This is a genomic window from Arthrobacter sp. P2b (assembly GCF_900168295.1).
Lineage (GTDB): Bacteria > Actinomycetota > Actinomycetes > Actinomycetales > Micrococcaceae > Arthrobacter.
The window spans coordinates 54,856-73,166 of the sequence record NZ_FVZL01000002.1 but is presented as its reverse complement, the minus strand read 5'-3'; the positions used below and the strand labels follow the sequence as shown (position 1 = coordinate 73,166).

Genomic DNA, 18,311 nt, shown 5'->3' with positions numbered 1-18,311 from the left:
TCCGGCGGCGCACGCTCACGGGCGCGGCGGGGCGGATGGCCTTGTTGCCTGGCCCGGGGCCGACCCGCTCATGCCGGGCGCCGCCGGCTCCGCAGCAGGCGCCGGAGCTTCAACACGCGGCACAGCCTGAACCGGCGGGCTGTTGACCGGCGGTGCCACGGGCGCGGCCGGGGGTGCAGCCACCGCGGCCTGGGCGGTGGGCAGGGCGGGCGGCCCTGCCGCCGGGGCTTCCACGGCCGGGAGGCCAGCCGCACTGGAAGCGGGCGCCGACGGCACGGGCTGCGGAGCAGGGGCCTCGGCGGCGGCCGGAAGGGGCAGGTAGGGAGCGGAAACATTGGATCCGCTGATGAACGCCACTAAAAGGAGCAGGACGTACGCCGCCACAAGCCCCAGGGCCCCGAGGCCGATCAGCTTGACCCGCCTCAGCCGGCGACCGGACGCGTCGACGAATACGGGTCCACGCGGCGACGCGGCATGGGGCTGGCTGGACGTTTCGTCAAGGGCTATCATCGGGGATCAACCTTAGAGGATCCCCAAAGCGAACCCCAAACACCGTTACTGGCATACGCAGGAATCGCGGATCCGGCAGCCCGGCCCGCGTGCTCGCCCTGGTTGACGCCTGACCCTCAGCCCTCCGCCACCCGCATTAAGAACTAGCCTCCTGCGAACTGAACTTCGGGTACCGGCACCGGCAACGACGAAGCCGCCCCCAACGTGACGCTGCGGTCCGTCACAGCGGCGGCAAGGCCGTCGTCGTGCGTTACCAGAACCAGCGTGCAGTCCAGCCGGTCCACCTGCTCCATAAGGCACCGCATGGTTTCTTCCTGCGTGATGAGGTCCAGGCGGGATGTCGGCTCATCGGCGAAGACCAGGGCGGGCTCAAGGAGCATCGACCGGATGATGGCGATCCGCTGCAGTTCCCCGCCGGAAATCTGCCCCGGCCTGCGGTGGAGAAGTTCGGGGGCAAGCCGCAGCGAGCCCATGAGCTCCTCAATGCGGGATAGGTCCAGGCCGTGGCGGCGGACCACGTCCCCCAGCGCGTCCTTCAGCTGCACACGCGGGGGAAACGCCAGGGCAGGGTCCTGGTACAGCTTTTGGAGCCGGCCCCGTTTGAGGACGTCCGCATGCTGCACCGTCCCTGTGTCGGGCGGAAGGAGGCGCAGCAGAACATTCCCAAGGGTGGTCTTCCCGCTACCGCTCGGACCGCTTAACGCAATCCGCTCCCCTGCCCTGACCTCCAGGGAGAGGTCGCTGAACAGTTGCTCGCTGCCGAAGGACTTGCTGAGGCCCTCTCCCGAGACCAGAACGGCGCCTGTCCGCTCCGCCACATCCAACGGGTTCCTCATCCACGGGTGCCTCCAGTGGGAGGGTTCGGCAGCCAGGAGCCGCCGGGTGTACGGATGTTCCGGCTGTGCCAGGACCCGCCCGGCCGGCCCATGCTCCACAACATGGGCATCCTTCATCACCAGGACCTTCCCGCCGAGCCCTCGGGCCAGGTCGAGATCATGGGTGATGGTCAGCAGGACGCCGCCGCCGTCGAGGTGGCTCCGGAGCAGTTCCGCCAGTTCCGTCCTGGCGCGCTGGTCCAGGCCCTTGGAAGGCTCGTCCGCGATGAGAACAGGAGCGCCGCCGATAGTCGCCGCCGCGAACGCCACCCGCTGCGCCATGCCGCCGGACAGCGTGTGTGGAAAAGCCCGTGAAGCCTTCCCCAGGCCCAGCGCGGACAGGAGGGTATCCGCAGCCCGCCGCGCGCCGCGTTTGTCCGTACTGAAGGTAAGGGCTCCTTCAGCCACCTGCTCGCCGGCCCGCATGGTGGGGTCCAGGGCCAGCACGGGTTCCTGGGGCAGAAGGGACATGGTCCGGCCCCACAGGCCGCGCCGGTTCGACTGGTCGCCGACGTCGTAGGAGCGGCCGTCCACGGTCAGGGTGCCGCGGGCTGTGAGGTTCGGCGGGAGCGTCCCCATGATGGCGTGGGCCAGCAGGGATTTGCCCGAGCCGCTCTCACCAACGATCGTCACGGGTTGCCCGCGCTCGAAGTCCAGCTGGTCGGCCTCGACCAGGACTTTGCCGCCGTGGGTTACGACGAGGTTGTTCAGGCGCAGGCTCATGCTCGGGACTCCTTGCTCCGCAGGCCCAGGAGCCCGATCAGGATGGTGGTGAGAACCAGGACCGGCGCCAGCGCCATCCAGGGTGCCTCGTGGTAATACGGGAAGGCTTCGGTGATCATCAGTCCCAGCTCGGGTGTGGGCGGCCGGACGCCGATCCCCACGAAGCCGAGCGTGGACAGCGCAAGGATGGAGGAGCCGACGCCGAAGGTCGCCATGGTGCTCAGCAGCGGCCGCAGTTCGGGGAAGAGGTGCCGGCGCATGATGTGTGCGGGTCCGAGCCGGAGCAGGCCTGCGGCCTCCACCGCCGGGCCGGCCAGGAGAAGGCCGCTGCGGGCGCGGACCATGCGGAAATACTCCACCCACTGCGCCAAGGCGAGTCCCAGGCAGAGGGTCCAAAGGTCACCGTTGGCGATGGCTGAGACGACGAGAACCACCAGCAGGGCAGGCAGCGCGATGAAGACTTCGGACAGCCCGTGGAGTACCGAATCGACCCAGCCGCCGCGCCATGCTGCCGCTATGCCGGCCAGGGTGCCGAAGAGCAGGGCGGCGCTGACGCACAGCACCGCCATCACGAGGGAGAGCTGGGTGGCGTGGGCCAGCCGCGCGATGACGCTGCGGCCCAGGTGGTCACGGCCCAGCGGCTCTGCGGCGCTTGGTGCCTCCAGGAACCTGGACAGGTCCTGGAGCGCGTGGTCCGGCCAAGCCAGGGGCCCGGCTATGGCGAACACGGCCAGGGCGGCCAGCAGGGCTGCGGAAATGAGTTGTGTTTTTGTCCGGCCAGCCACCCAGTGCGGCCGGTTGGCGCTTTGGGCTGGCGCCGGGGAAAGCTCGTGCATGGCGACGGCGTTGGTCACAGTACTGCCTCCTTGTGGCGGGGCCGGGGATCAACAGCCGCTGTTGCGAGGTCAACGAGCGTATTCATGGCGACCACCATGAGCGCCAGCGCCAGTGCCGCGGCCTGGATCATGGGGATGTCCCGCCAGAAGATTGCATGGACCAGGGCATGCCCCAGGCCGGGCCAGGCGAAGAGGCTTTCCACCACCACAACGCCTTCGATGAGAACCAGGACCTGCACGCCGACGTAGGCGATCAGTGTCACGCCGGTGTTCCTGCAGATATGCCGGAGGAACACGAGCCAGTTGCCCAGGCCCTTGGTGGCAGCGAAGCGGACGTAGTCTGATTGGCGGATCTGCGCCATCGCGTCCCGGGTTACCCGGGCGAACAGCCCGGAGAGGCCGACGGCGAGTGTCGCCGCCGGGAGCACGATGTTGTTCGCTTCTCCATGGCCGGCGGCGGGCAGCACGCCCAGGTGGACGGAAAACAGCAGGATCAGGAGCAGCCCGAGCAGGAAGGGCGGCAGTGCCCGCGCTGCGGACACCCAGACTGTGGTGAGCCGGTCCAGGAGGCCGCCGGGCCGGGCCGCTGCCAGGGCTCCCACGGTAGTCCCGACAATCAAGGCAAGAACCAGTGCGGCAGCCGCCAGCTGCAGGCTGCTCGCGAGGTGAAGGCCAAGTTCCCCGGCCACGCTTGCCCCCGTGACCAGCGAATTGCCCAGGTCAAAGGACACCAGGCCGGCCAGCCAGTCCATGAGCTGGAGCCAGACCGGCTGGTCAAGCCCCAGTTCAGCACGGACGCTGTCGGCGGACGCAGCGGTGACCTGGTCATAGCCGTAGCGGCCGGCGGCAATCCGAAAAGCGATATCCCCTGGAAGGTTTTGGACAATGGCGAAGCAGGCGGTGGAGACGACGAGGACTACCCCGGCCGCCTGGAGGGCGCGGCGGCCCAGGACCCTTGCCGTGGTGGCCACGGCGGAAGGAACAGCGGGCCTGGATGAGGTACGGGGCTCTGCGGTGGATATGGTCATGACGGCCCCCTCCTACTTTTTCCAGGCCAGGTCGCTCAGGCGCCATGAACGCTCCAGCGGGTCCAGCGTCACGCCGTCGACGCGGGGGCTGACCACCGCGCTCTGCCGGTACCAGGCCACCGGGATGACGGGCAACTGGGCCTGCAGGATGTCCGTGACTTTTCCGCGGGACTCCGCTGCCTTCCCGGCGTCGTTGCCGCTGGCCAGGTCGTGCAAAGCCGAGGTGAGGGCGGGGTCGTTCCAGCCCATGGAACCGTAGTCTCCGCCTTCGGGGGCGAAATCGTCGGTCAGGGTTACCAGTGCGTCGGGTACCAGTGCGTAGTTGCGGGAGTACAGCGCCAGCTCGAGGGATCCGTCCTTATGCCCGGCCGGGATTTCGCTGGAGTTGCCCACCTTCACGTCCACGGCGATTCCCAGTTCCTTCAGCTTGGCCTGGATCGCCGTGGCGAGGATGGGAAGTTCCGGGCGGTCAGGGAAGGTCCGCAGGGTGACGGTGAATTTCCTGCCGTCTCGTTCCAGGATGCCGTCGCTACCCGGGGCCCAGCCGGCGTCGGCCAGCAGTTTCCGGGCGGCGGCGGGATCGTGCTCCAGGGGCTTGGCCGATGCCTGGTGCCAGTCCGGCAGGGATGGCGGGAAGAGCTGGGTGGCCGCCATCTCCGGATCACGCAACAATGCCGTTGCCATCGATTCGCGGTCCAGTGCCAAGCTGAGGGCGCGGCGCACCTGGACGTCGCCGAGGATTTCGTGGCCGGAGTTGGCCTTCAGCAGGATGCTCCTGGGCAGGGTCACGGCGGCGATATCCAGCTTGCCTGCCTGCCTGATCTTCTGGAGGCTGCTGGGGTCCATGCCGAAGGTAACGTCCGCCTGGCCGCTTTCGGCCATCAAAGCCCGGCTTTCGGCCCTCCCGACGGCCTGATAAGTAACCTCGGAGATGTCCGGCTTCTCGCCATGCCACTGCTCGAAGGCCGCAAGTTCAACCTTGGCCGGCGGCTCGATGTGCGACACCTGGTATGGCCCTGAGCCCACCACTTTGGTGACTGCCTGATCAGGACCGTAGGAACTGGGGGCGAGGATTTGGGTGCTCGTGTGGGCCAGCACCGCCGGCAAGGGTGCAAACGGCTCCGCCAGTTCCACGCGGACAGCATTGCCCTCTGCAGAGATCGCCTTGAGGGGAACCGTTGCCAGCGGGGTGCCGGCCTTGCCCTGTGCCGTGGTCAGCGCGGCCGCTGCCACCTCGGCAGTGACAGCCGTGCCGTCATGGAAGAGGGCATCCGGACGGAGCGCGAAGGTCCAGGACAGCCCGTCTGCGGAGGCGCTCCAGCTTTCGGCCAGTCCGGGCTGGAGGACGCCCTGGACGTCCGCGTCCACCAGGGTTTCTGCCACCTGCAGCCGGGTGAAGAAGCCGCCGGCCGTGGAGGGGTCAAGGCTGTGGAACTCAAACTGCCCCACCACCCTCAGCGGCTGCGTAACTGCCGGGGCGTCGTTGCCGCCCGCGGCGCACCCCGCGATCATCAACAGTGCGACGGCGGACGCGCCAGCCACCCTCATCTTTTGCCAACCCATTTGTTCTTTCCTTCTGATCGCCAAGCGTTAGTAGTCCGACCCAACACCCTAGATGCAAATCATTATCATTAGCAATTTACCTGCGCACTTCTACAGGTCATGCTTGTGGTTGTTTTGGACGGCGGGCTTGCCCACCATTGAAGGGTGGAAATGAAGCACAGGCGGCACCGGCTCGCGTTTGCCCTGTGCCTGCTGATCCCGCTCAGCGGAACAGCGGGATGCGCCTATGAATACTCCGAGCCTGTGCACACACCGGTACCCGCCTACGAACAGGGGCGTATGCCAACAGCCGGCCCAACGCCAACGGCAGGGGCCCCGAAACCTTACAACGATCGGCGGATTCTCGAACTGGAGGCCAGGAACTACGCTCAGCTGGACCGGCTCCTGGGGGAATTGCCGGAGCCAGTCCTCCTTTCCGAGGTTGGGCCACTGGACGGACCGGTCAGGGGGTTCGGCAAAACTGAGAGGGTACCGGCGGCCGGGCGGTACACCGTCACCGCAGCCTGTGTTGGTGCTTCCGGAGCGGAAATATCCGTCGGACAGGAGCACCCCGGTGCGCCTTTCCGGCCATTAGTGCTCGCACTGGACTGTGCCGGGAGCACGTCGCACGTCCTTGAACTTCAGCAGGGGTACGTTTTCGCGCATCTCACCCTGCCCAGCCCGGGCGATACGCCGTGGACTGGAGCGGTTGGCGGTGTTCGCGTGAGCCGCATGGGCTGATCCCCGGCACCTACCGGTCGTTCTTCGCTAGGGTGAAGACTATGTGAGCAACAGGGGCCGGTGGTTCACCGGTACCTGGGATTGCATCGTGCTGGGGGCGCGCCGCCTCCGCGCGCCCTTCGGCCCATTGGACAACCTTGAACAAGCCCCTTCACCACCCTCACCGCAGTTATCGTGCTTCTCCACTGTTCCTTCGCTTCACCGTTATCAGCCCCACGGGAATCCCTCAACCATGAGAAGCAAAGCCGAGAGGCAGTTGCGCAAGGCTGAGAGGCAGAGGCGCATGGAGGAGTACGTCAGGAAGCATGTGCCGAAGTACCGGTACGGGACTGGAGGGTGGAACAAGGAGTACGTGGTCTACGCCTACACGCAGGAAGAATGGGGCCTCGGAGGTCACAGTGCCACAGAATCCTCCAACATGGCCAACAGCGTTATCGGCCAAAGTTTGGTCGCCCTGATCATGACGGTCCCTGCCGTCGTGGCCCCATTCGGAATTCCCTTCGGGATCCTCACGGTCATCATGTCCTTCCCCGATCTGGGTGACATGGGCATGGGCGTGGTCCTGACCCTGCTCTTCGCATTCCTCACCCTCATATGTACCGGCGGCTGGTTGGCCAGCACCGCAATACTCCGCAAGGAATGGCGGGCCCGCAAGCTCCGTAAACCCAAGGGGCTGCCAAAGCCCATGTACGAGGTCACCGATGACAAGGCACGTCGGTGGTTTGAAAAGAATCCAGGGATCCTTGACATCACCAGGGAGAACTTCCCCTACAGCACCTACCCTTTCCCGGGAGAGCCGGGATTCGTTGCACCGAAAGAGGACTGACAGCGGGGATGAGTTCGGAATTGACCTCAGTCAGTGCCTCCGCGCAGCACGTCTACGTGTACGTGGTCGAGGTGGCGCAGGATCTCGTTGCCGGGTTCGGGTGCGTCGTAGGAGTGCCATTGCCCGCTTGAGCTGTGCACGCTCCAGAACCGGTCGTCGAAGATCACGTACTGGATGTCCAGGTCCTCGGCATGGGCGATGAGCCAGTGGGCGAGTATCCATCCCTGACGCCGGTTCTCCTCGGTCACCGGGCGGAAGAAGATGTCGATCGCCCGGCCGTCGTAGTGTGTGGAGTCCGCTCCGTGACCCTGGCCGACGCCGCCGGGAGCAAAGCCGCCCAGGCTCTGGTCGCCGAACACTCCGGTCATGGCCTCGCGCAGCTGTTCGGCGCGGGGTGTCAGGCCGGCGGCACCCAGCTGCTGTTCCTGCAGGTCCCCGGCGGCCGAGCCCCGGCAGGCCAGGGAAGGGCCGGCGTCGTCGGCGGGCCCCTCGGCCAACCCCTGCAACACCGCAACATCGATGCCGGAGGTGTCCGGTGCCTCCATCCCGCGGGCCAGGAGAGCGACGGCGGTCGTGGCCAGTTGCGCCTCGTCACGGTCGAGCCCGACCTCCCCCTCCGGGGTTTCGACCGTACATTCCGGGGGCAACAGCACCGGGGCGATCTCGGCGCGCAAACCACTGAGTAAGCCGGGTCCGAAGAACGCCAGCGGTACCGCGAGCAACCCGAGCAGCAGCAGGCCCAAGAGCAACCGAAGCGGGCGGCGCCGGGTCCCCTGCCTCTCGTCGTTGTTCATCATGAGAGTAAATGTTTGTGCCGCAGAGGCACGCTGTGGGTGCCGCCAGTGGCCAGCTCACGAGCCAGCGCTGATGTGCAGTCGCCGGGGCCGATCACCCCAGTTCCGTTTCCGATGATGTGTCCTTCTCGTTAGTTTGTTCAGGTCCGGCGGCGGGCAGGCACATCGCTCGCTTTTTGACCGGCCTCGCTGCGGACGGTTGCGGCCCAGGTGGCGAGCAGGTTGAGTGCGTCGTGTCCGGGGGTGCCGGGTTCGGCGCTGTAGGCGATGAGTGTGAGTCCTTCGTCACCGGGTAGTTGCAGGGCTTGGAAGGTTAGCTCGAAGTCGCCGACCACGGGGTGGTGGAAGGGTTTGGTCCCGGAGCGGTGCAGGCGGACGTTCTGGGCGGCCCACATGGTCCTGAAGTCCTTGCTCTGGGTGGAGAGTTCTCCGATGAGGTCGGTGAGGTCGCGGTTGTGGGGGTCGCGTGCGGCTTCCTGCCGGAGGATGGCGACGACGTCCTGGGCCATTGATTCCCAGTCCGTCAGTTGTTCCTGGGAGTTGGTGTCGAGGAAGACAAAGCGTGCGAAGTTCTGCGGCTGGCCCGGCGCGTCACCGTTGGGGTGGTAGAGCGCCCGGGCCAGGTCGTTCATGCCGAGGACATCGAGCCTGCCGTTTTGGACAAAGGCCGGGATGCCGGTCATGCCGTCCAGGAGGTGCTGGATGCTGGGGCTGAGTTTCTGCGGGCTGCGCCGGCGCTGCCTGGGCCGTTTCTGGTTCGCCGCCCGGGCGAGATCGAAGAGGTAGGTGCGTTCTGCGTCGTCGAGCTTGAGGGCACGGGCGAGGGACTCGAGGATGCTGTCGGAAACGCCGGTGAGGTTCCCGCGCTCGAGCCGGTTGTAGTAGTCGATGCTCATCCCGGCGAGCATGGCGAGTTCCTCGCGGCGCAGGCCGGGCACGCGGCGCAGGCCGCCATAGATCTGCAGCCCTGCCATGTCCGGGGTGATCCGGGCACGGCGTGATTTGAGGAATTCGCGTACTTCGCTGTTGTTCGTCACGGTTTCCACGGTACGCGCGGACACAGGGCCGGTGGGAGGTACTGGCGTTACATGGAACAGCAGCCACTACCTCGGCTTCAGGGGCGACGGTTGACTTGTAGATGAAGAGAGGCGAAGCGCCTCGACAGCCAAGACTTCTACGGAGAATCCCTGAATGACAGACTCACTGACCGCACACCCAGCGGACGTGACCGCCAGACGGCGCTGGATCGCGTTGATCTTCATCTCGATCGCCCAGCTGATGGTGATCTTTGACGCCTCGATCATGAACATCGCCCTCCCGCAGGCCCAGCTGAATCTGGCGTTCAGCGACGCCGACCGGCAGTGGGTGATCACCGCTTACAGCCTGGCTTTCGGGGCGCTGCTCCTGCTCGGCGGGCGGGTGTCTGACCAGTGGGGCCGCAGGCGTTCGTTCATCGTTGGGCTCGTTGGTTTCAGTGTCGCTTCGGTGCTGGGCGGGTTCGCAGCGAATATTGAGATGCTGTTGGTTGCGCGGGTTCTGCAGGGTGTGTTCGCCGCGCTCCTCGCCCCGGCTGCCATGTCCCTGCTGTCGGTGACCTTTCCTGCCGGCCGGGAGCGTGCAACGGCGTTCGGTGTTTTCAGCGCCGTCGCTGGTGCCGGCGGTGCCATCGGCCTGCTGCTTGGCGGGGTTCTTACTGAGTTCGCTTCATGGCGGTGGACTTTGCTCGTCAACATCGTTTTCGGTGCGGTCGCCGTCGCAGGGGCCCTCGCTTATGTCCGTGATGCCGGCGCTGAACGCCAGGGTCAGCGGCACGATGTCCTCGGCACCGTGCTGGCTTCGGTAGGGCTCGCCGCTCTGGTCTTCGGACTCAACCGGGCCGAGACCGAAGGCTGGGGCGCAGCAACCACAATCGCATCATTCGTGACGGCCGTGGTCCTGCTGGCCGTGTTCGTCGCCGTCGAAAACCGGGCCGCGGCTCCGCTGCTGCCGATGCGCATGATCCTGGACCGGGACCGGGGCGGGGCCTACCTCAGTGTTTCCCTTGCCATGGCCGGAAACTTCACGCAGTTCCTCTTCCTCACCTATTACATGCAGTCCATCCTCGGGTTCTCCCCGCTGCTGACCGGTGTTGCCTTCCTTCCCCTCGTGGCCTGCCTGATTTTCGGCTCCACCCAGCTCGGGACACGGCTCATCGGCAGGCTTCAGGTCCGGTGGCTGATCAGCGGCGGCTACCTGGTGGGCGCCGCCGGAATGTTCTGGTTGACACGGCTGTCCGTCGAGAACAACTACTGGCAAGTAGTCTTCCCCGCCAGCGTCGTCATGGGCCTGGGCCTGGGGACCGCGTTCATGTGCTCCATGGTCCTCGCCACGTCGAATGCCGACCCGGCGGACACCGGTGTCGCCTCGGCCATGGTCAATACCTCCCAGCAGATCGGCGGAGCCGTCGGAACCGCGCTCATGAGTGCTATCGCAGCAGGCGCCACCGCCAGTTGGCTCGCAACAAACGGAACCGCCGTAAACGCCGCAGTGGATCAGGCCGACGTTCACGGATACGTCACAGCCTTCTGGTGGGCTGCGGGTGCCCTCATTCTTGCCGCAGTTACTTCATTCGCCCTCGTCCGTTCCACTCGGCCCTCCGATGCAGCCGCCGATGGATCGTCCGCCGATTCCGCTGCCTCACTAGCCCACTACTAAAAGTGCTTCACACGAGGCAGCGTACAGAAAGGACCACCATGCCGTTCCTTATCAGAAAGCCGGGCAGTGCCCTGGTGGCAGTCTCCCTGGCCGCGGTCATTGCCGGCTGCTCACCAGCCACCGCTCCCCCAGGTACAGAAGCCAACCAACCAAACCTGTCCCAGGCAACAACCTCAGAAAGTCCCATCCCCATGAATGAGACGTTGAACATCACGCCCACGAACTCCGATGAAACCGCAGTCCTGGAGGCGACCAGGGAGCGGAGCCGGTTGCTCGTGGAGCAGCAGACCGATGAACTCGATGAACTCCTCGCCCCGGACTTCGTGGCCGTGCACATCAGCGGCTACGAGCAGACCAAAGCCGAGTGGCTGGACCAGATCCGGTCCGGGCAGATGCGCTACCACGGGTTCGAGGAAGTCACCGCTACCGTCACCATCGACGGCGACTCGGCCGTCGCGGTCACCCGGAACCTGGTTGACGCCACCATCTACGGCTCCCGCGCCACCTGGCCGCTGGAGTCCACCACCACCTACGTCCGCGACGGCGGTACCTGGAAAGCCCAGCACTCCCGGGCGACCACCTACTAACCGTCGCACCCATTCAGCACAGCCACCCAGCACAGACAATCACGCCCAGTAGAGGAAACATCCATGGCACAAGAAGTAGCAGTCATCATCGGCTCAGGCAGCATCGGAGCAGCGATCGGCCGCATCGCCGGCATCGGCCGGCGCGTCCTGCTCGCCGACTACAACCAAGACATCCTGAACGCTGTAGCCGGCCAGCTCCGCGGTGAAGGCTACGACGTCACCACCCACCCGGTCGACATTTCAGACCACGACGCCGTCGCCGCTTTGGCCGACACAGCCGCAGCCGCCGGTGACGTCACCCGCGTGGTCGTCGCAGCCGGTGTATCCCCGGTCCAGGCGACCACCGAACGGGTCCTGCACGTTGACCTTCTCGGCACCGCCTACGTCCTGGAAGAATTCGGCCGCGTCATCGCCCAAGGTGGTTCCGGCGTCGTTATTTCCAGCATGGCCGGCCACATGGGCGACGGCTACCTGCGCGAGATCGAACACGCTCTGGCCTACACCCCCACGGCCGAGCTTCTTGGCCTGCCGTTCCTCGCTGCGGACAAGGTGGGCGATTCCGGCGCTGCCTACACATTGGCTAAACGCGGCAACGCCCTGCGCGTGCAGGCAGCAGCAACCACCTGGGGCTCGCGCGGGGCACGCATCAACTCCCTGAGCCCGGGCATCATTTCCACTCCCCTGGCCCAGGACGAAATGTCCGGCCCGTTCGCCGAAGGCTACCGGAACATGATCCGCACCTCAGCCGCGGGGCGCATGGGCACCCCGGCGGAAGTGGCAGCCATCGCCGGGTACCTCCTCGGACCCGAAGGTGCATTCATCACCGGCTCAGACCTCCTCATCGACGGCGGAGTCATCGCAGCAATGCGTGCCGGACAGCTCTGACAACACCGCCCAATATTAAGGAGAAACGCGCTGTGGTTGAACTCATCACCCTGAATAACGGCATCGCCATGCCCTCGGTGGGGCTCGGCGTCTACCAAACCCCTCCCGAAGAAACCGTCGCCGCCGTGGAGGCCGCCCTCGAAGTTGGCTACCGCCACATCGATACAGCTGCGGCTTACGGCAACGAACGCGAGGTCGGGGAAGGCCTCCGCCGGTCCGGTGTCCCCCGTGAAGACGTCTTCGTGGAGACGAAGGTCTGGGTCAGCGACTACGGCTTCGACACCACGCTCCACGCCTTCGAGAAGAGCGCCAAGAAGCTCGGAGTGGACCAGCTCGACCTCCTGATCCTGCACCAGGCCCAGCCCAACACATTCGACAAAAGAATCCTGGCTTACAAGGCACTTGAGCGGCTCCTTTCTGACGGCGCGGTCCGGGCCATTGGCGTCAGCAACTTCAACCCCATCCGGCTCAAGGCGCTCCTGCGCGAAACAGACGTCATGCCGGCGGTGAACCAGATCGAGCTGCACCCCTACAACAACCGGCCGGACCTTCAGGCGGCCAACCAGGCCCACGGCATCCTCACGCAGGCATGGTCACCCATCGGCGGAATCCGGCACTACAGGGGTGACACCACCACACCTCTGACCGACTTAACAATCCAGGCCATCGCAGACAGTTACGGCAAAACGACGGCGCAGGTCATGATCCGCTGGCACATCCAGCAGGGCCGCTCCGCCATCCCCAAGTCAGTGCGCCCGGACCGGATCGCGGAAAACTTCAACGTGTTCGACTTCGAACTCACCGCCGACGAACTGGCCCGCATCGACGCCCTGCACATCGGGGACACCATGGATCCCGATCAGATCGACTTCAACAGCTTCGGGCTCACCATCCCCGAAGCCTGAAAGACAAAGGACCAAAAGCCGGCAGACCCGACGCCGGCGGCGCCGCTGAACTCACCGGGCGGTGCAGCCGGCACCAGAACAGGAACTGATCATGACCAACGAACCACTCACCATCCTCTTCGTAGGAGCCACCGGCAGCATCGGCCGCCTCGCCGTCACCGAAGCCCTCCGGCAAGGCCACACAGCCAGGGCCCTGGTGCGTAATGAGAGGCGGGCCCGCTCCCTTGATGACCGTGCACACGTGGTCATCGGTGACCTCACGCGGCCAGAAACACTCACCGCCGCGGTAGACGGCGTAGACGCCATCGTCTTCACCCACGGCGCACCCTACGGAAGCAGCGACCTTGAAGCCGTCGATTACGCCGGCGTCCGCAATATCCTCACCGCCCTGGACGGCCGGCGGGCGCGTATCGCGCTGATGACCGCCATCGGGGTCACCGCGCGGGCCGAGTACTACGACTGGAAACGCCGCAGCGAACGCCTCGTCCGCGCAAGCGGCAACCCCTACACCATCGTGCGCCCGGGATGGTTCGACTACAACGACAACAACCAACTCCAGATCACCCTGCTTCAAGGCGACACCCGCCACGCCGGAAACTCCTCCGACGGGGTCATCGCCCGGCACCAAATAGCCCGCGTCCTCATCGACAGCCTGACCTCTGACAACGCTGCCAACACCACATTGGAACTCGTCGCCGAACACGGCCCCGAACAGCCATGCCTCGATCCCCTCTTCGCACGCCTGGACCGAGATCCCAACGGCAGCATCGACGGGGTCCGGGACCAACAAAACTTGCCGTTGGACGCCGAACTCGAATCCGTCGTCGCAGACCTCGAGGACGCTGCCGACCGCACCTAATCCTCGTGCTGTCCCGGCGAGAGTCGGCCGCGTCATGGCGATAACCGTCCTTCCTCGATGGTGAAGACAGCGCGGACCGAGCCGCTGACAGCCGGACACCCTATATAAGCCCTGCCTATGGAGCCTTAGTGGAGGTCGCCGTCGGAGTCGGTCTGCTCGGTCCGCCAAGGCGGTGGATGCGGAGCCGGACGTGGCAGTGCCTACCCCGCTTCAGTAAACACGCGCAGCCCTCTGTAGTGGTGGAACCGCGCCGGGACCCGACGGGTGTTTCCGCGGTCAAGCCCCGGCAAGCCTTCACCCGCCAGTTTGAGAAAGCAAACAACGCCACCCACCGCCACGAGTTCCTGCGCCACCGCCCGCAACCTTCGTACCTGGGATGACCCGGCGGATCTCGAGGAGGGCCAGGGGTTGCGGTATCCGGCGATGACTGCAATTCTGCTGCCAACATCCACCGGGCTTCAGGGAAGGATCCGTCATGCCGAGGGAGATCGTCAGGTCGGACAAGGCGCCTGGTTCACAGTTTTTCAGCCAGGGCGTCAAAGCGGGACCATTCGTTTTTGTCTCCGGGACGGTTGGCACCGATCCGGTCAGCGGTCAGCTTGCGGGCAACAGCATCCAGGACCAGACGCGCCAGGCTCTTGCAAACTGCGAGGCCATCCTTGAGGCAGCGGGGGCAGGGCTGGGAGACGTCGTTGAGGTCGGCGTGCTGCTCAGTGCTCCTTCGGACTTCGCGGGATTGAATGAGGAGTATGCGAGGTGGTTCCCGCACGACCCTCCGACACGCTACGTCGCCAAGCTCGGCGTCGACCTTCCGCGAATACTCGTTTCGATCCGGATGACTGCCTTCACCGGCTGAGAACCCCCGGCTGAATCCCATGGCCACCTCGACACCCGGACCTCACACGAGTTAGCTATGCTGAACTCAAAGCGAGGAGATCGGCATGGTGAAACGAAAAGCTACCGCACTGGATGTGGCACGACGGGCAGGCGTGTCCCGCAGTGCCGTATCACTGGTGCTCAACGGCAGGGCAAACGGCAACGTCACTGCAGAGCGCCAGGAGCGCGTCCTCCGCGCCGCGGCGGAGCTTGACTACACGCCCAACTCCGTTGCCCTCAGCCTGCGCAACCAGCAGACATCAACGATCGGCATCATTACGGATGACATCGTCACCAGCCCCTTCGCCGGCCGGCTGATCAGCGGCGCTTCACGCACGGCCCTGGCCCGCGGGTACATGGTCCTGGTGGTCGATTCAGAACACGACACGTCCCGCGAGAGCGCCGCGGCACAGCAACTCGTGCACCGGCAGGTAGACGGGATCATGTACGCCACCGGCAGCCTGCGCGAAATTACCGCCCCGCCGGCAATGCTCACCTTGCCCGCCATTTTGGCCAATTGCACCGATGCCGGCTCCCGGCTCCAGTCGGTCATACCCGCAGAGGTCGACGGCGGGCGTGCCGCGGCACAGCTGCTGATCGACCTGGGCCACCGCCGCATCACCCTGTTGACCGGAACCCTCAGCTCACCTGCCGCCCCGCAACGCGAACAGGGATACCGCGAGGCCATGGAAGAGGCGGGGCTGGGCCGTGAACAGCAGCACGTCCATGCGACCGGATGGGACATCGATGAAGGATACCGGGCCGCTTCCGCTGTGCTGGGCGGAAGAGACCGGCCGACGGCGATCATCTGCTCCAACGACAGGGTTGCCACCGGTGTTTTGCTGTATGCGGCCAGCGCGGGACTGCGCGTACCGCAGGATCTCTCCGTGGTGGGCTACGACGACCAGCAGAACCTTGCCGCCAACCTTGTCCCCGCCCTGACCACCGTGGCACTTCCGCACGCCGACATCGGAGCATCGGCCATGTCCATGCTGCTGGATGCGGTGGAAGGACAAACCCCGGCAGCGGGGAACCCGGAAGCAGGAACCCTCTACATGCCCTGCCGGATCATCCCGCGGGCTTCAACCGCAGCGCTTCCAGCCCGCTGACCAGAGGACCTTCAGCCGCTGCGGTTTCTAAACCTCAGAGCATGGCCTGACGAACAATCGCACCATCTACTTGACACGTGTTAGGTCGGGTATCTACTCTGCTTAACACGTGTTAGGAGGAGCCGACAATGACGTCTGAAAAGACACCGGGGCAACCAGCCCCCTCGCATGCCCCGCAGTCCGGCAGCGGAGTATCACAACTCACGCGGCGTTCCATGCTCGGCCTTACGGGACTTGCTGTAGCGGGAGCCACCGTGGGAGCCTGGCCTCGACTGACAGGCACAGACATTCCGGGCCGTGGCAGCAAGGCCCTGAGCATCGCCATCCTTGGAACGGCAGCCGATGCGGCCGCCCGGCAGGGCCTGGTTCACGCCTTCACCGCCGCCCACCCTGATATTCCAGTCCAGGTGCAGGCCATCCAGGGCGCCGACTGGAAGGACTTCTTTTCCAAAATCCTCACCATGGTGGCCGCCGGAACACCGCCGGACGTCGTCTACGTGGCTACCGAGGGCGCCCAGCTGTTCGCCGACAAGCTCGCCGAGCCGCTGGATGACTATGTCCGCCGGGACGCCGCCGACATGAGCGACTACTTCGATGATGTTCATCCGAGCCTGCTGGAAGCCTTCATGTACCAAGGCAGCCTGTACCAGCTTCCGCTGGACTGGAACGCGGCGAACATGTATCTGAATACCACCACCTTCGCCCAGGCCGGGCTTGACCGGCCCAAGGACGACTGGACGCAGGACGACTTCAGCGCCACCCTCCGCGCCCTTCGGAAGGCCCGCCCGGCCGACTTCACCCCGTATTACTGGACCAACCGGCTTTTCGGCGGGGTTGTGCCCTGGCTGTACGCCAACGACACCAGCTTTCTCACCGAAACCAAGGCTTCCGGCGGGGATTGGATGTGGGACCGTTTTTACCGGAACGACCCCGCCCGCGCCACGCGTGGCGGCGGCTATCAATGGCTGGCCCCCAACGCGGAAGACGGGCGGGTTATCGAGACCTTCGACTACCTGCGCGAGCTCGTTGCCGAAGGACTTGGTGTCCGTCCTGAATCAGGCGGCGGCAACGCCCTGGTCGGCTTATTCGGCAACAACCGCATCGGCACCACGCCCGCCGGCGGTTACTGGGCGCAGGGCCTGCACGACGCCGGAATGACCGCCGACCAGTTCGATGTGCAGTTCTTCCCCCGCTGGCGGACGCAGCGGCACCAGTTCGGCGCAGCCGGCTACGCCATCATGCGCACGGCGAAGGACAAGGACGCAGCCTGGGAATGGGTGAAGTTCTGCTCCAGCCGGGAAGCGATGCAGTTGGCCATTCCCAAGCCGAACACCACTCCGACCCGCCGTTCGATGGTCAACGAGTCCTTTTACGCGGCCACCGGGCCCCGGCATTGGAAAGTGTTCTACGACACCCTCGACCGGTTCCCCACCTCCGGCCCCATCCCCGCACCGCCCCAGCAGGCCGCCGTCGAAACTGCCCTGATGAAAAATGTTTCCACCGCTGTCAGCGGCAGCTCCGCTGATGTACGGACCGCGATGGGCACCCTGCAGCGTGATCTCGAACTGGCTCTGAGGAGGAACCCATGACCACCACTTCCACCGCCCCGCGCCAGACCGCAAAACCGCCGGCCGCGCGCCGCTCGTTCGTCGAGCGATGGCTGGCCATGATTTTCCTGGCCCCCACGCTGCTGGGGATGGCCCTGTTCACCTTCCTGCCGATCATCGGCTCGCTGGTCCTGGCCTTCTTCCGCTGGGACATCATTTCCGCACCACAGTTTGTCGGTTTCGCCAACTTCGCCTCACTGGCAGAGGACCCCACCGTCCGCGTGTCCTTCCTGAACACCATCATGTTCGTTATCGTCGCGGTGATCCTCCAACTGGGCATCGCCCTGGGCCTGGCTTCCATGCTGCAGGGCAGGATGCCGTCCTGGCTGAGGGTGTTCCTCCGTTCCACCTTCTTCTTTCCCCTGGTCCTCTCCGCCGCGTCAGTGTCCATCTTCATGCGGTACATGTTCAACGAACAGTTCGGCGTGGTGAACTGGCTCCTGTCCCTGATCGGCATTCCCGCTGTGCCATGGCTGACCAGTCCCGTGGCATCGGCAACCGTGGTGGTTCTGGTCTATGTGTGGCAGAACTTCGGGTTCTCGTTTCTGCTCTTCCTCGGCGCCCTGACGAACATTCCCAAGGAACTGCACGAGGCAGCGAACCTGGACGGCGCCACGGGCTGGAAACAGTTCAGCAATGTCACCCTTCCGCTGATCAGTCCCACGGTGCTCGTCGCCTCCGTCATGGCCATCATCAGTGCCCTGCAGGTCTTCGACCAGCCCTACGTCCTGACCAACGGCGGCCCCGGGGATTCCACCCGCACTGCCGTCTTGGTGATCTTTGAATCCGCCTTCCAGCAACTGGAGTTCGGCGAAGCCTCGGCCATCGGCCTGGTCCTCACCGTGCTGATCCTTGCCGTCACCGCCCTGCAGTTCCGCCTCAGCCGCCGCTTCGTCTTCTACCAGTGAGGTCCC

Annotated in this window: 17 protein-coding genes; 10 read left to right on the top strand and 7 right to left on the bottom strand. The window is 65.4% G+C overall.

Annotation, left to right across the window (positions count from 1 at the left end; translation table 11 throughout):
* Nucleotides 1-15 precede the first annotated feature (15 nt).
* The 5 genes from B5520_RS04930 to B5520_RS04910 all read right to left on the bottom strand — a co-directional run bounded on the left by B5520_RS04930 (nt 16) and on the right by B5520_RS04910 (nt 5,535).
* Nucleotides 16-510: a hypothetical protein gene (locus B5520_RS04930; RefSeq protein WP_079595972.1), complete on the bottom strand. Its 495-nt coding sequence runs from the start codon at nt 508-510 to the stop codon at nt 16-18.
* 143 nt (nt 511-653) lie between these two features.
* The gene (locus B5520_RS04925) at nt 654-2,108 is read right to left on the bottom strand and encodes an ABC transporter ATP-binding protein (RefSeq protein ID WP_079595971.1); all 1,455 of its coding nucleotides are present in this window, start codon (nt 2,106-2,108) and stop codon (nt 654-656) included.
* Nucleotides 2,105-2,962 (bottom strand): ABC transporter permease, encoded by an 858-nt coding sequence (locus tag B5520_RS04920; protein WP_217700306.1) that lies wholly within the window; start codon nt 2,960-2,962, stop codon nt 2,105-2,107. Before B5520_RS04920 ends, B5520_RS04925 begins: the two co-directional genes overlap by 4 nt.
* Nucleotides 2,959-3,972, bottom strand: a complete 1,014-nt coding sequence (locus B5520_RS04915) for an ABC transporter permease (protein ID WP_079595970.1) — start codon at nt 3,970-3,972, stop codon at nt 2,959-2,961. Before B5520_RS04915 ends, B5520_RS04920 begins: the two co-directional genes overlap by 4 nt.
* 12 nt (nt 3,973-3,984) lie before the next feature.
* Nucleotides 3,985-5,535 carry an ABC transporter substrate-binding protein gene (locus tag B5520_RS04910; RefSeq protein WP_079595969.1) on the bottom strand — a complete coding sequence of 517 codons (1,551 nt, stop codon included), beginning with the start codon at nt 5,533-5,535 and terminating at the stop codon, nt 3,985-3,987.
* Nucleotides 5,536-6,538: 1,003 nt separating this feature from the next.
* Here B5520_RS04910 and B5520_RS04900 point away from each other — a divergent pair.
* Entirely contained in the window at nt 6,539-7,081 is a 543-nt protein-coding gene (locus B5520_RS04900) for a hypothetical protein (protein WP_079595967.1), read from the top strand.
* Between the two features lie 26 nt (nt 7,082-7,107).
* Here B5520_RS04900 and B5520_RS23150 read toward each other — a convergent pair whose 3' ends face one another.
* Both B5520_RS23150 and B5520_RS04890 read right to left on the bottom strand, forming a co-directional pair.
* Nucleotides 7,108-7,878, bottom strand: a complete 771-nt coding sequence (locus tag B5520_RS23150) for a hypothetical protein (protein WP_303048413.1) — start codon at nt 7,876-7,878, stop codon at nt 7,108-7,110.
* A 137-nt stretch (nt 7,879-8,015) separates the two neighbouring features.
* The gene (locus B5520_RS04890; RefSeq protein ID WP_079595966.1) at nt 8,016-8,912 is read right to left on the bottom strand and encodes a helix-turn-helix transcriptional regulator; all 897 of its coding nucleotides are present in this window, start codon (nt 8,910-8,912) and stop codon (nt 8,016-8,018) included.
* A gap of 154 nt (nt 8,913-9,066) precedes the next feature.
* Here B5520_RS04890 and B5520_RS04885 point away from each other — a divergent pair, with 154 nt between their 5' ends.
* The 9 genes from B5520_RS04885 to B5520_RS04845 all read left to right on the top strand — a co-directional run bounded on the left by B5520_RS04885 (nt 9,067) and on the right by B5520_RS04845 (nt 18,305).
* Complete coding sequence (locus B5520_RS04885) at nt 9,067-10,569, top strand: MFS transporter (protein WP_079595965.1); 1,503 nt, start codon at nt 9,067-9,069, stop codon at nt 10,567-10,569.
* Nucleotides 10,570-10,607: 38 nt separating this feature from the next.
* Nucleotides 10,608-11,156 carry a nuclear transport factor 2 family protein gene (locus B5520_RS04880; protein ID WP_079595964.1) on the top strand — a complete coding sequence of 183 codons (549 nt, stop codon included), beginning with the start codon at nt 10,608-10,610 and terminating at the stop codon, nt 11,154-11,156.
* 63 nt (nt 11,157-11,219) lie between these two features.
* A complete protein-coding gene (locus tag B5520_RS04875) occupies nt 11,220-12,041 on the top strand; it encodes an SDR family oxidoreductase (protein ID WP_079595963.1) in 822 nt (273 codons plus the stop codon).
* A 68-nt stretch (nt 12,042-12,109) separates the two neighbouring features.
* Nucleotides 12,110-12,946, top strand: a complete 837-nt coding sequence (locus B5520_RS04870; RefSeq protein ID WP_079596384.1) for an aldo/keto reductase — start codon at nt 12,110-12,112, stop codon at nt 12,944-12,946.
* Nucleotides 12,947-13,037: 91 nt separating this feature from the next.
* The gene (locus B5520_RS04865; RefSeq protein ID WP_079595962.1) at nt 13,038-13,805 is read left to right on the top strand and encodes an SDR family oxidoreductase; all 768 of its coding nucleotides are present in this window, start codon (nt 13,038-13,040) and stop codon (nt 13,803-13,805) included.
* A 475-nt stretch (nt 13,806-14,280) separates the two neighbouring features.
* Complete coding sequence (locus B5520_RS04860) at nt 14,281-14,661, top strand: RidA family protein (RefSeq protein ID WP_079595961.1); 381 nt, start codon at nt 14,281-14,283, stop codon at nt 14,659-14,661.
* 85 nt (nt 14,662-14,746) lie between these two features.
* The gene (locus B5520_RS04855) at nt 14,747-15,790 is read left to right on the top strand and encodes a LacI family DNA-binding transcriptional regulator (RefSeq protein ID WP_254865473.1); all 1,044 of its coding nucleotides are present in this window, start codon (nt 14,747-14,749) and stop codon (nt 15,788-15,790) included.
* A gap of 128 nt (nt 15,791-15,918) precedes the next feature.
* Entirely contained in the window at nt 15,919-17,379 is a 1,461-nt protein-coding gene (locus B5520_RS04850; protein ID WP_079595960.1) for an extracellular solute-binding protein, read from the top strand.
* The gene (locus B5520_RS04845; RefSeq protein ID WP_079595959.1) at nt 17,376-18,305 is read left to right on the top strand and encodes a carbohydrate ABC transporter permease; all 930 of its coding nucleotides are present in this window, start codon (nt 17,376-17,378) and stop codon (nt 18,303-18,305) included. The genes B5520_RS04850 and B5520_RS04845 overlap by 4 nt, the downstream gene beginning before the upstream one ends.
* Nucleotides 18,306-18,311: the final 6 nt, after the last annotated feature.